Annotated in this window: 15 protein-coding genes and 1 pseudogene; 15 read left to right on the top strand and 1 reads right to left on the bottom strand. The window is 32.7% G+C overall.

The window, feature by feature from the left end; genetic code table 11:
- The first annotated feature begins 5 nt into the window (after positions 1-5).
- From hslU to RR554_RS07685, 3 genes are read left to right on the top strand one after another with little or no spacing between them, the layout of a single operon-like run.
- On the top strand, positions 6-1,403 hold the full coding sequence (hslU, locus tag RR554_RS07695) for an ATP-dependent protease ATPase subunit HslU (RefSeq protein ID WP_332467747.1): 1,398 nt from the start codon (positions 6-8) through the stop codon (positions 1,401-1,403).
- 28 nt (positions 1,404-1,431) lie between these two features.
- On the top strand, positions 1,432-2,232 hold the full coding sequence (gene codY / locus RR554_RS07690) for a GTP-sensing pleiotropic transcriptional regulator CodY (protein ID WP_332463639.1): 801 nt from the start codon (positions 1,432-1,434) through the stop codon (positions 2,230-2,232).
- A 12-nt stretch (positions 2,233-2,244) separates the two neighbouring features.
- Positions 2,245-3,117: an aldose 1-epimerase family protein gene (locus RR554_RS07685; RefSeq protein WP_332463638.1), complete on the top strand. Its 873-nt coding sequence runs from the start codon at positions 2,245-2,247 to the stop codon at positions 3,115-3,117.
- A gap of 55 nt (positions 3,118-3,172) precedes the next feature.
- Here the strand turns inward: RR554_RS07685 and RR554_RS07680 are convergent, their stop codons facing one another.
- A complete protein-coding gene (locus RR554_RS07680) occupies positions 3,173-4,006 on the bottom strand; it encodes a pyruvate, water dikinase regulatory protein (RefSeq protein WP_332463637.1) in 834 nt (277 codons plus the stop codon).
- 79 nt (positions 4,007-4,085) lie between these two features.
- On the opposite strand from RR554_RS07680, the gene RR554_RS07675 reads away from it, so the two are divergent.
- The 12 genes and pseudogenes from RR554_RS07675 to RR554_RS07620 form a co-directional block, all read left to right on the top strand.
- Entirely contained in the window at positions 4,086-4,532 is a 447-nt protein-coding gene (locus tag RR554_RS07675) for a Fur family transcriptional regulator (protein ID WP_443081241.1), read from the top strand.
- A 112-nt stretch (positions 4,533-4,644) separates the two neighbouring features.
- Positions 4,645-4,821, top strand: coding sequence for a 30S ribosomal protein S21 (gene rpsU, locus RR554_RS07670; RefSeq protein ID WP_071456767.1), 177 nt, complete (start codon positions 4,645-4,647; stop codon positions 4,819-4,821).
- A gap of 27 nt (positions 4,822-4,848) precedes the next feature.
- Entirely contained in the window at positions 4,849-5,292 is a 444-nt protein-coding gene (locus RR554_RS07665) for a GatB/YqeY domain-containing protein (RefSeq protein ID WP_332463635.1), read from the top strand.
- Positions 5,293-5,407: 115 nt separating this feature from the next.
- Positions 5,408-6,367: a PhoH family protein gene (locus RR554_RS07660; protein ID WP_443081238.1), complete on the top strand. Its 960-nt coding sequence runs from the start codon at positions 5,408-5,410 to the stop codon at positions 6,365-6,367.
- Positions 6,368-6,398: 31 nt separating this feature from the next.
- Positions 6,399-8,597, top strand: a complete 2,199-nt coding sequence (locus RR554_RS07655) for an HD family phosphohydrolase (RefSeq protein ID WP_332467746.1) — start codon at positions 6,399-6,401, stop codon at positions 8,595-8,597.
- A 2-nt stretch (positions 8,598-8,599) separates the two neighbouring features.
- Positions 8,600-9,076: an rRNA maturation RNase YbeY gene (gene ybeY, locus RR554_RS07650; RefSeq protein WP_332463633.1), complete on the top strand. Its 477-nt coding sequence runs from the start codon at positions 8,600-8,602 to the stop codon at positions 9,074-9,076.
- Complete coding sequence (locus RR554_RS07645; RefSeq protein WP_332463661.1) at positions 9,060-9,455, top strand: diacylglycerol kinase family protein; 396 nt, start codon at positions 9,060-9,062, stop codon at positions 9,453-9,455. The genes ybeY and RR554_RS07645 overlap by 17 nt, the downstream gene beginning before the upstream one ends.
- Positions 9,456-9,468: 13 nt before the next feature.
- The gene (gene era, locus RR554_RS07640) at positions 9,469-10,374 is read left to right on the top strand and encodes a GTPase Era (RefSeq protein ID WP_332463632.1); all 906 of its coding nucleotides are present in this window, start codon (positions 9,469-9,471) and stop codon (positions 10,372-10,374) included.
- 87 nt (positions 10,375-10,461) lie between these two features.
- Positions 10,462-11,232 carry a DNA repair protein RecO gene (recO, locus tag RR554_RS07635; RefSeq protein WP_332463631.1) on the top strand — a complete coding sequence of 257 codons (771 nt, stop codon included), beginning with the start codon at positions 10,462-10,464 and terminating at the stop codon, positions 11,230-11,232.
- 276 nt (positions 11,233-11,508) lie between these two features.
- Complete coding sequence (glyQ, locus tag RR554_RS07630; RefSeq protein WP_332463630.1) at positions 11,509-12,405, top strand: glycine--tRNA ligase subunit alpha; 897 nt, start codon at positions 11,509-11,511, stop codon at positions 12,403-12,405.
- Position 12,406: 1 nt separating this feature from the next.
- The gene (gene glyS / locus RR554_RS07625; protein WP_332467745.1) at positions 12,407-14,482 is read left to right on the top strand and encodes a glycine--tRNA ligase subunit beta; all 2,076 of its coding nucleotides are present in this window, start codon (positions 12,407-12,409) and stop codon (positions 14,480-14,482) included.
- A gap of 153 nt (positions 14,483-14,635) precedes the next feature.
- A pseudogene (locus tag RR554_RS07620) lies at positions 14,636-14,784 on the top strand (ABC transporter permease); the annotation flags it as partial.

Here is a 14,784-nt window from a genome sequence, read left to right as displayed (position 1 = left end):
TAACTATGACAACAAATGAAAAAACACCAAGAGAAATAGTCAGTGAATTAGATAAATATATTATTGGTCAAAATACGGCAAAAAAATCTGTTTCTGTCGCTTTAAGAAATAGATACCGTCGTATGCAATTAGATGAGGATATGCAACAAGAGATTACGCCTAAAAACTTATTAATGATTGGACCAACAGGTGTTGGTAAAACAGAAATTGCTCGCCGCTTGGCAAAAATTGTAAACGCTCCTTTTGTTAAAGTTGAAGCAACTAAGTTTACAGAAGTAGGATATGTTGGTCGCGATGTGGAATCAATGGTAAGAGATTTAGTAGAATCTAGTATTGCTATTGTAAAAAAAGACCAATACAGTAGAGTTTATTCTCAAGCCTTAAAAAAAGCTGAAAGTCGATTAGTTAAACTTTTAGTGCCAGGAATTAAAAAAGAGAAAAAACAAAATAACAACCAATTTGACATGATGATGCAAATGATGAATGGTTTACAAAATAATCAAGAAGAAGAAAAAGAAGAAATAACAGATTCAATTCGTGTTAACCGTGAAACAGTTCAATCTCAACTTGAGAAAGGATTGCTTGAAAATCGTGAAATAACAATCGAAGTAGAAGAAAAGAAAAATATTCCATCAATGAACAACGGCCTTGAACAAATGGGCATTGACTTAAACGATACGCTTAATTCAATCACACCTAAAAAGAAAGTTAAGCGAACTCTGACAGTTGCTGAAGCAAGAGAAATTTTAGTTAGCGAAGAATCTGAAAAGTTAGTTAATGATGCAGATATTCATAGTGAAGCAATCAAGTTAGCTCAAAATCATGGTATTATTTTCATTGATGAATTTGATAAAATAACATCTAAGTCTGAAAATTCTGGCCAAGTATCAAGAGAAGGCGTTCAACGCGATATTTTACCAATTGTTGAAGGCTCAAACGTTAATACTAAATATGGCACTATTTCAACAGATCATATTTTATTTATTGCTTCAGGAGCATTCCATTTGAGTAAACCAAGTGATTTAATTCCTGAACTTCAAGGTAGATTCCCAATTCGGGTTGAGTTAGATGATTTAACAGCAGAGGATTTTGTTAAAATCTTAACCGAACCAGATAACGCGTTAGTAAAACAATATATTGCATTACTTGAAACTGAAAATATTTCTGTAACATTTACAAAAGAAGCCATCGAAAGAATTGCTACTATCGCATTTGATGTGAACAGTGAAACGGATAATATCGGTGCAAGACGCCTTCATACAATCTTAGAAAAACTGTTGGAAGATTTATTATTTGAATCACCTGATATGCAAATGGGCGAGATAATGATTACAGAAAATTATGTAAATGATAAATTAGGACATATCGCTAAGGATGAAGATTTAAGTCGCTACATTCTCTAATAGCGGATTTACTTGAGGAGGAGTTTTAATGGATACTTTATTAACAAAAACACGAATGATTAATGAATTGTTACAAAGAGAAAATACATTAAGTTTATCTTCAGAATTACCGTATAACCAAATGGCAGATATATTAGGGGATATATTAGATTCCAATGCTTACTTTATTAATAAAGAAGGGATTGTTCTAGGGTATATCGTTCTTCATGATTTCAATAATGAAAGAATGAAGAATATGTTATTAAATCAACAATTTCCAAAAGAATACATCAAGCGGATATCCTATATTGAAAAAACAAAAGAAAATATTCCGTTTGATAATGAAATGACTGTTTTTCCTATTGAATTAAGAGATGAGTATGATAATCTAGAGGCATATACAACAGTAGTTCCTATTTATGGTGCTGGGGAGCGATTAGGAACGATTATTTTAGGGCGAATTAATAAACCATTTAATTCAAATGATTTAGTCTTAGCTGAATACGGAGCGACCGTTGTTGGAATGCAAATTCTATATCAACAATCTAGAGAAATTGAAAAAGTAGTAAGAGATACAACAAACGTGAAGATGGCTATCGGAACGTTATCTTATAGTGAATTAAAAGCTGTAAAAGCTATTATAGATGAGCTAGATGGTAACGAAGGGCGTTTAACTGCATCAACTATTGCTGATGAAATAGGCATTACTCGCTCTGTTATTGTTAATGCTTTGCGAAAATTAGAATCTGCTGGTGTTATCGAAACAAGATCACTTGGGATGAAGGGGACATATATAAAAATAATAAATCAACTTTTTAAAGAAGAACTAAATAAAGAGACATTGATTTAGAGGAGGTCCATCATGACAACAATTTTGGAGAACGAGGCAAGTCGCGTCGTTATAAATGAAAAAGGGGCGGAGCTTTCAAGTTTTATTTTGAAAGACACTAATTTAGAATATATTTGGCAAGGTGACCCTGCTTTTTGGGGAAGGCATGCACCGGTACTTTTTCCGTTTGTTGGTCGTTTGAAAAACGACACATACAAATACAAAGGAAAAAGTTACCCAATGTCTCAACACGGATTTGCCCGAGACAAAGAATTCAAATTAGAAAAAGCAACGGAAACATTTGCTTCATTTTTACTGAAAAGTGATGAAGATACCTTGAAAGTTTATCCTTTTGAGTTCGAATTAATTATTAATTATGCCTTAGATGGTAAAAGTTTAACTGTAAGTTATGAAGTGAGAACACAGTCTGATGAAATGTATTTTAGTATAGGTGGACACCCTGCATTTAATGTCCCGTTGTCTGAGGATACGAATTTTAATGATTATTATATTCATTTTGCCCCGTCTAAATCAAGAATAACATTGCCTTTAGAAGGTGCTTATGTCAATGTTACTGAAAAAACATTGGCTCAAACGAATACGTCTATTCAAATGGATAGAGAGCTATTTAAAAAAGACGCTATGATTTTAGAGACTAAAGGGGAAAACGCCTTTTCTATATTATCAGATAAGACCAAACATGGCGTGACGTTATTTTATGATAATTTGCCTTTTGTAGGTATTTGGTCACCCTACGACAAAGAAGCACCATTTGTTTGTATTGAACCATGGGCAGGAATTGCGGACACAGTTGATGCTAGTGGCAATATTGAAGATAAATTGGGCATGAACCATTTGTCAAAAAATGACTGCTTTAAACAGCATTATATTATGACATTTAAGTAAAAAAATAAGCCACCTAATACATTTTGTGTTAGATGGCTTATTTAGATCATTCGTTTTAACTAAAATAGCTATGATCTTCAAGACCTAATTCGCTTAAAATAATTGAAGCAGTCTCTTCAATTGAACGATGGGCGACGTTAATGATTAAACAACCAATTTTTTTATAAAGCTCATCGGCAAATTTTAGTTCTTCTTTGATTTTGGTAATATCAGAGTAAGCAGTATTTGGTCGTAGACCATATGCGCGCATTCTCTCTTCACGAATGGCATTTAAAATCTTAGGGTCATTAGTTAGTCCAACAATTTTTTTAGGGTCTACTTCCCAAATCTGTGAAGGAATATGAGCTTCCGGGATTAAAGGTAAGTTCGCTACTTTTAAATTTTTATTAGCAAGGAACAAACTTAAAGGTGTTTTTGAAGTCCTAGAAACACCTAGTAATAAAATATCTGCTTCCAAAAAGCCTCGAGGGTCTTTTCCGTCATCATATTTTACGGCAAATTCCATGGCATTGATTCTTTCAAAATAGTTTTCATTTAAGAAATGAAGAGCACCTGGTAATCTGCTTGGTTCTACACCTGTTCTGCGAGATACCTCGTTAACTATTGGGGATAAGGCATCAATTGTGAATAAATTATTTCTAATGCAAAAATCATTTGAAATTTGAACTAATTCTTCAGATATAAGAGTTTGTAAAACGATGGCATCAAGCTTTCTTGCTTCTTCTAAGGCGATCATTAAATCTTTTTTCTCATAAATAAAAGTTCTTTTCATAATTTGTATTTCAACATCGTGTTGCTCGTATTGAGCAATAGAGGCTTGAGCTAACTTTGAAGCAGTTTCTCCAGCTGAATCTGAAATAATGTACATATAAACGTGTTTTTTCGTCATTCATAACTTCCTCTCTATATCTTTTACATATGGAACATTATAGCATATAATATAAAGAGCGTAATTAATAAGTGAGGTGATAACAGTGGAACATCAATTAGAAAGTGCTATTAAAATCTTGAAAAGTCATGGCTACAAGTATACTAAAAAAAGGGAAGAAATCCTTTTGTTTTTAATAAAAGAAAATCGATATGTCGGTGCTATTGAAGTCTTTGATTTTATGAGTGAAAAGCATCAAGGAATTAGTTATGACACAATTTACCGAAATTTAAGAGATTTTTCAAAAATGGAGTTATTAGAAGAAACGGAATTGATGGGAGAAAAAAAGTTCAGATTTCACTGTGATGTGTCAGAATTTCACAATCATAGTCATCACCACCATCACTTTATTTGCACTAGTTGCGGGGCAACAAAAGAAATTAATTTATGTCCAATGGATTTTTTTAGTGAACAATTACCTGACTGTCAAATTGAGAGTCATCGCTTTGAAATTTTAGGAAAATGTAAAAAATGTTTAAAAAAGTGAAAGTCTTTGTTGACTGAAAAAAAGTGATTGGTTATAATATATAACGAACGGTTTTTTGTTTAATACAATTTATGAAAAACGGTTACCAAAAAGTTTGGAGGGAGGGATTTATATGTCAAAAACTGTTGTTCGTAAAAACGAATCATTAGATGACGCTCTTCGTCGCTTCAAACGTTCCGTTTCAAAAACTGGTACCTTACAAGAGTACCGCAAGCGTGAATATTACGAAAAACCAAGTGTTAAGCGTAAGAAAAAGTCTGAAGCTGCAAGAAAACGTAAAAAATACTAGTTTTTAATGAATGGATCTGATGATATTATGTCACTTTTAGATACCTTAAATAATGATATCAAAGTAGCGATGAGAAGTAAGGATAAAGAAGCTTTAGCCATTCTTAGAATGATTAAAACGTCTATCCAGAATGAACAAATTAACAAGGGAGATGCTCTTTCTTCTGAAGAAGAACTAACTCTAGTCTCTCGTGAGATGAAACAACGAAAAGAAGCGCTTGTTGAATTTGAAAAGGCAGATCGTGCTGATTTAATTGAACAAGCTAAGATAGGTATTTCTATTGTTTCTCGTTATTTACCAGAACAACTTTCGGATGAGGAGTTAAGAGCAATCATCACAGAAGCAATTGCATCTGTTGATGCGTCTTCAATGAAAGATTTTGGAAAAGTAATGGGTGTAGTTATGCCTAAGACAAAGGGTAAAGCTGACGGACAGAAAGTAAATGCCCTTGTTAAAGAGTTAATATCTTAAATCCATAACGGCAGTGAGCGAGAGCTCACTGCTTATTTTTTTGCATCCCTTTTTCATATTCGATATTTGTGGTATTATTTACTAGTGATAGATTATTAAAGGAGCTGTACGTTATTTGACAAATATAGATGAAAAAACAATCGATATTGTACTAAGTGAACAAGTTGATGTGAATGAAGTTTTTGGATCTCACGATAAAAACTTAACTTTACTTGAAGATTATTTAAATGTTACCATATCGAGTCGTGGAGAAATTGTTAGAATCACTGGCACGGAACCTAATGCGACTAGTGCACATGAAATATTAAAAAATATTCAAAAATTAGTGCTGCGTGGTCATAAAATAAACTCTACTGATGTTGTTACGGCTATTCAAATGGCAAAGAAGGGTGAGCTTGAGAATTTTTTATCTTTATATGAAAAAGTTATCATTAAAGATTCAAAAGGAAATCCAATTCGTGCCAAAAATACAGGACAAAAAAATTATGTAGAAGCTATTAGAAAAAATGATGTTGTTTTTGGCATGGGACCAGCAGGAACAGGAAAAACATTTTTAGCAGTTTGTTTAGCAGTGGCCGCTCTAAAATCTGGTGAAGTTGAAAAAATTATTTTAACTAGACCTGCTGTAGAAGCTGGAGAGAGCTTAGGTTTTTTACCTGGAGATTTACAAGAGAAAGTAAATCCCTATTTAAGACCGATATATGATGCGCTATACATGATTTTAGGAATGGAGCATACTAATCGTCTCATGGAGAGAGGTGTCATTGAGATAGCCCCTCTAGCCTATATGAGAGGTAGAACATTAGAAGACTCTTTTGTTATTTTAGATGAAGCTCAAAATACAACAAAATCTCAAATGAAGATGTTTCTAACTAGACTTGGCAATCAATCTAAAATGATTATTAATGGGGATCAAACACAAATTGATTTACCTAAAGGTGTCGTTAGTGGCCTTGTTCATGCACAAAATATTTTACAAGACATTAAAAAAATAAAATTTGTTGAATTTTCGACATCAGATGTGGTTCGACATCCTGTGGTTGCAGACATAATTAAAGCTTATTCAAATGATTAATGATTTAAATCCTTAGTAAAGGAGGAGAAACATGAAAGTAGATATTAAAGCAATACCTAGTAAACTTGGTAATAAATTTTTACCAGTTGTCTTAATTGTATTGTCACTATTGTTGTTTTTAATCATGCGAGGTAGTGTTCAGCAAAAACAACAAGTGTATAAAGAGGGACAATTAGCTGAAGAAACTATCCGTGCTAACAAAACCATCGAGAATAAAAAGGAAACAGAAGAAAAGCAGCAACTTGCTAAAGAAAGTGTGCCGCCAGAATATTCTTATGATGCCAATAAAGCTAAAAATCAAGTAGCACTTGCAACATCATTATTTGATATGGTTCAAAAAGTTAATACGGATGCAGAAAAAAAATATACAGATGAACGTGACAAAACAAAAGATAAAAAAACTATTAATGAATTAAGCGTGGAAGAGCGAATCCCAATGCTTAAGTCACAGTTTGAAAAATTAAGCCCTGCTGATTTGACTTATTTTCAATCGTATCCAGACTCATTTTATGAGCAGTTGTTCTCCTTTTCTGATAGTGAGCTGACAACTGTTCGTGAGAAAACAATCAGTGTAGTTGATGAAGTGATGAATAAGAAAATTAGAAATTCAACACTTCAGCTTGAAAAGCAAACTGCCAAAGAAAGATTACAGTATACTGATATCAGTACAGCAATGAGACAAGCTGTTAATACGGTCATTGACAAAACAATTGTTGTAAATGAGGTGGCAAACGAAAAAGCCACAGAACAATTAAAGGAAAATGCTAAGAATAATGTTCAACCTGTTATGATTTATCAAGGAGAGATTATTGTCCGTGAAGGTGAACAAATCGACGCAAAAGCAATGGAAAAAATAAAAGTATTAGGACTAGCAAATCAGTCTACCTCAGTTTTTCCGATGTTTGCTTTAATTTTAACGTTGATACTACAAGTTACCTTAATTTTTTATATTACTAAAACTCAAAATAACTCAAAAGATAAAATCAAAAATATTACCTTTTATGCGTTTAGTATTTTGATTGCTATTTTCTTTATGAAATTGTTGTACTTTTTCCAAAAAGATACGTTTAGCAATGTATCTTTATTATTCCCAGCTGCGTTTGTACCAGTCATACTAACGATGTTTATGAACCGAAAATGGGGACTGCTTGTAGCGATGTTCCAATCAATCTTCTCTATTTTCATTTTCTATAACTTAGCCGGAACAACAACCTTACTTGTTATTACGCTCTTTTATGCATTTAGTGGTTGTATAGCAACTTTCTTAGTAAGAAAACGGATTGAATCACAATTAAAATCTGCTTTCTTCCTATTGATTGTGGTACCAGTATTATTTATTGCTATTTTGACTGCGTATCAAGGACTTGATTTTGGGGATAGTAAAACATTGACTAGCCTCTTTATTGCTTCAGCAAGTGGTATTTTCTCATTTATTTTGTCTATTGGATTACATCCATATATTGAGTTGATGCTAAATGATGATAGTGTGATTGTATTGAATGAATTAAGTAATCCAAATCAACCTTTATTGAAAAGGTTATTACAAGAAGCTCCAGGAACATATCACCATAGTATGATGGTGGCAAGTCTTAGTGCTAATGCTGTTGCTGAAATTGGTGGTCGTTCACTCTTAACTCGAGTGGCATGTTATTATCATGATATTGGAAAAATTAAACATGCTAACTTTTTCGTTGAAAATTTACCTGATGGTGTTGAAAACCCGCATAATTTTTTACTTCCATCAGATAGTAAGGAAATCATTTTCAGCCATGTAACAGAAGGTGTCAAAATTCTAGAAGAAGCTAACATGCCTAAATTTGTTATTGAAGTTTGTCAGCAGCATCACGGGACAACGTTAATGAAGTATTTTTACATAAAAGAAAAAGAACGTAATTCTGAGACTGAAGAAGCTGCATTTAGATACCCAGGACCAAAACCACAATCTAGAGAAGCAGGTGTCATAAATATTGCGGATAGTGCAGAAGCAGCTGTTCGAGCAATGGATCATCCAACTAATCCTAAGATTGCAGAATTTGTTCATAATTTAATTCGTTCAAGACTTGAAGATGGACAATTAAATGAATCGGGGCTAACCTTAAACGAGATTGCGATTATCGAAAAATCAATTGTTGATGGCTTGTGTAGTACATTCCATTCTCGAATTAAATACCCAAAAATGAAATCAGAAGCTGAAAAGATGAAACAAGAACAGGAAGGAAGAAAAGTTTAATAATGGATATAACAATTGTTGATAAGACAGAAAAATTAACCACACAACAACTCGAATTAACATCAGATATTATTGAGTTTGCTTCAAAAGACTCTGTGTTAAATCTTTCAGATGATACTGAAATGTCAGTTACTTTTGTTAACAATGAAGAAATTCATCGTATTAATCATCAGTACCGAGATAAAAATGCGCCAACAGATGTTATCAGTTTTGCCCTTGAGGATGAAGGCATGGATGAAATGCCTATTATTTTTGAAGGACTAGATATTCCAAGAAATATTGGTGATATTATTGTGTCAGTTGAAAAAATTAATGAGCAAGCAACAGAGTTCAATCATTCTTTTGAAAGAGAACTGGGATTTCTAGTGGTTCATGGTTTTTTACATTTAAATGGTTACGACCATATGAATGAGTCTGATGAAAAAGAGATGTTTGATTTACAAAGAAAGATATTAGATGATTATGGACTTAAAAGATAAGAATAAAACAACCAAAAATAAAACGTTTATTGAGTCATTTAAACACGCTCTATATGGCATTAAAACTGTGATGACAGAAGAAAGAAACATGAAATATCATGTTTCTTTTAGTGCTTTAGTCATTATGTTTGGTGTGTTATTTCATTTAGATAAAATGGAATGGTTATTTTTATTATTTACAATATTCTTGGTACTAGTAACAGAAACAATCAATACTTGTTTTGAAAACTTAGTTGATTTAGTTACAAATCACGCGTATCATGACCTAGCTAAGAAGGTGAAAGATATGGCCGCAGGTGCGGTGTTGTTAACAGCGCTTTTAGCATGTCTTGTTGGTGCCATTATCTTTTTACCTAAAATTTGGCAGTTAATTATATAAACGGAGGAATAGAATGTATAAAGAAGGATTCAAATCAGGTTTTGTCGCAATTATTGGACGACCAAACGTTGGCAAATCAACATTACTAAATAGACTTGTGGCGCAAAAAATTGCTATTATGAGTGACAAAGCGCAAACAACAAGAAATAAAATTCAAGGGGTTTATACAACTAAAAACGAACAGATCGTTTTTATTGATACACCAGGAATTCATAAACCTAAAACAAAATTAGGAGATTTCATGGTCGAAACAGCTTATAGTGCTCTTCGCGAAGTAGATGCTGTTTTATTTATGGTGAGTGCTGACCAACCAAGAGGCCGTGGAGATGATTTTATTATTGAGCGTTTAAAAAATTCTAAAGCGCCTGTTTATTTAATTATTAATAAAATTGATACCGTTCATCCGGATGCATTATTGCCAATCATTGCTGATTATCAAAATGAATTTAAATTCAATGAAGTTATTCCTATTTCAGCAACAGAAGGAAACAACATTGATACTCTCTTAACAACATTAGTTGGAGACTTACCTGAAGGACCTCAATTTTATCCTGAAGACCAAGTAACGGACCACCCAGAATACTTTATTGTTTCTGAATTGATTAGAGAAAAAGTTCTTCATTTAACAGAACAAGAAGTTCCTCACTCAATTGCAGTTATTACTGAGAGTATGAAACGAGATGAATTTGATAAAATTCATATTCAAGCAACAATTATTGTTGAAAGAGATAGCCAAAAAGGAATTATCATCGGTAAAGGTGGTAAGATGCTAAAAAATATTGGCGTGAAAAGTCGTAAAGATATTGAAAATTTACTTGGCAATAAAGTTTACCTTGAATTGTGGGTAAAAGTACAAAAAAATTGGCGAGATAAACAAAAAGATTTACAAAACTTTGGATACCGAGAAATGGATTACTAATAATTAATGAAAAAATGAGGTGATACAAGGTTAAAATTAACCCTTTGTAACAGCTCATTTTTCTTAATGAAGGGAGTTTATGTAATAATGAAGCATCAAGAAGAAATCAATTCCCTTGTTTTATTTACTAAGAATTACCGAGAAAAGGACCGACTAGTTAAACTCTTTACAGAATCACACGGTAAAAAAATGTTTTTTGTTAAAGGAGCTAATAGAAAAAATAATCCTTTAACTGCAGCTATTCAACCCTTTACCAAAGCAGTTTATATTGCTGATATGAAAAGCGAAGGTCTATCATTTCTCAATAATGTCAAGGATATAAAACCTTTTGAGGAGATTCAAAAGGATATCTTTATTTCAGCGTATGCTACTTATATTTTAAATTTAGTTGACGCGGCTATTGAGGATAATATATATGATCCGGCACTTTTTGGATTTACCAATCAAGCGTTAACGCTTTTAAATCAAAAATATGACCCAGAGATTATTACTAATATCTTTGAAGTCCAACTTTTGGAACGGTTTGGTATAAAAATTAATTGGAAACAGTGTGCGATTTGTGGCAGTCACGAAGGTAAATTTGATTTTTCTTACGCATACAACGGCGTATTATGTGTGAAACACCAACATTTAGACGAAAGAAGATCACATTTTAATCCAACAGCACTTCATTTTATACGTGTTTTTTCTAGTATTAATTACGACCAAATCAATCAAATTAACCTAAAAAAAGAAACGAAAGATAACCTTCGCCTCATTTTAGATGATCTATATAACGAATATGTCGGTATTCAATTAAAAAGTAAGAAATTTATTGATGAGATGAAAACATGGGAAGCCTTATTAAAAAAAGATTAATTAGTAGTTCTTATTGACAAATAACTGGATAAACATTACTATATAGACAATAATAATAAACGTTACGAAGACGGAAAATTAAAAATAAGCAATCATACAAGCGAATTTGGGATAGTGGAAGCCAAAGAATGATAGTTATTTTGTTGGCATTCCTGAGTAATTAATGAAGCTGCCAATAGTTATATTGGAAGTAGGGTGGAACCGCGATAAATGTCGTCCCTATGTTTGAGATTCTCAAACATAGGGACTTTTTGTATTTTAAAAGGAGGAAGAAAAATGAGTCATAAGTTAACTGTTCAAGAAATGATTTTGACGCTTCAAAAGTACTGGTCAGAGCAAGGATGTATGTTGATGCAATCATACGATACTGAAAAAGGTGCTGGAACAATGAGTCCATATACTTTTTTAAGAGCTATAGGCCCAGAACCTTGGAACGCAGCATATGTAGAACCTTCAAGAAGACCTGCTGATGGTCGTTACGGAGATAACCCTAACAGATTATACCAACATCACCAGTTTCAAGTTGTTATGAAACCATCCCCACTTAATATTCAGGAACTTTATTTAGAAAGTTTAAAACTTCTAGGTATTGATCCACTACAACATGATATTCGTTTTGTAGAAGATAACTGGGAAAATCCTTCTATGGGTTGCGCTGGTTTAGGCTGGGAAGTTTGGTTAGACGGTATGGAAATTACGCAGTTTACTTACTTCCAACAAGTAGGTGGTTTAGAATGTAAACCCGTTACTTCTGAAATTACATATGGTATTGAACGTTTAGCTTCATACATTCAAGAAGTAGATAGTGTCTATGATTTAGAATGGACTAACGGCGTTAAATACGGTGAAATCTTCGTTCAACCTGAATATGAACATTCTGTTTATTCTTTTGAACTTAGTAACCAAGACATGTTGCTTAATTTATTCAATACTTACGAAGCTGAAGCAAAACGTTGTATTGAAAAACAATTGGTTCATCCGGCATATGATTTTGTTTTAAAATGTAGTCATACTTTTAACTTACTTGATGCACGAGGTGCTGTCTCAGTTACTGAAAGAGCAGGATACCTTGCCCGTATTCGAAATATGGCACGTGAATTAGCCAAATCATTTGTTGAAGAAAGAGAAAAACTTGGTTTCCCATTACTAAAAGATTTACAGGAGGAAAAATAACATGACAAAACAATTTTTATTAGAAATCGGTTTGGAAGAAATCCCTGCTCATATTGTTACTCCAAGTGCTAATCAATTAGTAGAAAAGGTAACAAGTTTCTTGAAAGAAAACCGCTTATCTTTTGGTTCGATTGAATCTTTTTCAACACCTAGAAGACTGGCTATTAGAGTAAATGAGTTAGCTGAAAAACAAGAAAATATTGAAGAAAAAGCAAAAGGACCAGCTAAAAGAATTGCTCAAGATGCTGAGGGTAATTGGAGTAAAGCAGCGATTGGTTTTGCAAAAGGCCAACAAGCCAACATAGAGGATTTATTTTTTGAAGAGTTTAACGGTGAAGATTATGTGTATGTTCACAAATTTATTGAAGGAAAAACGGCTGAATCTGTTATTGTATCCTTATCAGATGTAATCACTCAAATGACGTTTCCAGTATCAATGCATTGGGCAAATTATGATTACAAATTTATTCGTCCTGTGCACTGGTTAGTAAGTTTATTAGATGATAATATTATTCCAATGTCTTTATTTGGTGTTGAAAGTGGCAGAGTAACAAGAGGTCATCGCTTCTTAGGTGAAAATACTGAAATTAATCATGCGAGTGAGTACGAAGCTAGTTTAAGTAAACAATTTGTTATGGTAGATGCAGCAAAAAGAAAATCTGAAATCGTGAAACAAATTAAAGAGATTGAAGCAAAAAATGAGTGGATTATCCCAATTGATGAGGTATTACTTGAAGAAGTAAACAATTTAGTTGAATATCCAACTGCATTTGTAGGTAATTTTGAAGCACATTATCTAGATGTTCCTTCTGAAATTTTAATTACATCTATGAAAGAACACCAACGCTATTTTGAAGTATTAAATCAACAAAATCAGTTAATCAACCATTTTATCGGTGTTCGAAATGGCGATAGTAACTATATTGAAAATGTCGCTAAAGGAAATGCTAAAGTTCTTAAAGCAAGACTTGAAGATGCAGAATTCTTTTATCAGGAAGATATTAAAGTACCAATTGAAACAAGTGTCGAAAAATTAAAACATGTCACTTTCCATGAAAAAATAGGCTCTATTTACGAAAAAATGGAACGTGTTAATGCTATTTCTAAAGTAATTGGCGAACATGTTGGTTTATCTAAAGAAGAATTACACCATTTAGATAGAGCTAGTCATATTTATAAATTTGATTTAGTGACATTAATGGTTGATGAATTCCCAGAATTACAAGGAATTATCGGTGAAAAATATGCCTTACTTCATGGTGAAACAAAAGAAGTTGCTAAAGCAATTAGAGAACATTATCTACCTAAGTCAAGTGATGGTGAGTTACCATTATCTGATATGGGAGCAGTGCTTGCAATTTCAGATAAAATTGATACTTTGATCACATTCTTCTCAGTTGGTTTAATGCCAAAAGGATCAAATGATCCCTATGCTCTAAGAAGACAAGCTTACGGAATTATCCGAATCATTGAAAATAAAGGTTGGACATTCCCTATTGAAATGCTGTATCTAAAAATTGAAGGCCTTATCAATAGCGATGAAAGTAAATTTGGCTTACATCTAGAGGATTCTAATGAATCAATTCAAACATTCCTTATGGGAAGAATGAAACAGTGGTTTAATGGAAAAAATATCCGTCACGATATTGTTGAAGCAGTTATTGAAAGTAAACAAGATGATCTGAGTCAAATGTTTGAAGTGGCTGATATCTTAAAAGAGCATGCAGCAACAAGTGATTTTAAACCAAGTATCGAATCCCTAACACGCGTTATTAACTTAGCAAATAAAGCAGATAAAGAAGCTGGTCAACCGGTGGACACAACACTCTTTGAAAACAATGCTGAAAAAGAACTACATGACGCGTTTAATGTGATTAAAGAAAAAGCATCTAATCTGACACTTGCAGAAAATTTTGCAGCGTTAAAAGGATTAAATCCTTTAATTGAAGCTTATTTTGACAACACTATGGTAATGGCTGAAGATATAAATGTTCGTAACAATCGTTTAACTCAATTAAGTGAAATTGCTAAAATGGCGTTATCTTTTGCTAGTTTAGATAAATTAATTGTAAAATAATCAGTCGAAGTGGGCTAACTATTAAGTTGGCCTGCTTTTTTGATAAATTGTATAAAATGTATCCATTATTTGAATTAAAGATGCACTCTTTTTAAAAGAATGTTAAAATATTATTAAGAAATAGGGTTAAATAAAAGAAAAGGAGTGAGTAAAATGAATTTTTTTAAACGTGCCATGGCAAGTGTGACAAGAAGAAAAGGAAAATCTATTATTTTATTTGCCGTTATTTTTATTTTAGGAAACGTAATGGCAGGAGCAATTGCGATTGATCAAGGGACTAAAAGTGTTGAAGACACAATTAA

Source organism: Vagococcus sp. (assembly GCF_036639995.1).
Taxonomy (GTDB): Bacteria; Bacillota; Bacilli; order Lactobacillales; family Vagococcaceae; genus Vagococcus.
Note: the sequence above shows the minus strand (reverse complement) of the source record. Positions and strands in the feature narration are given on the sequence as shown.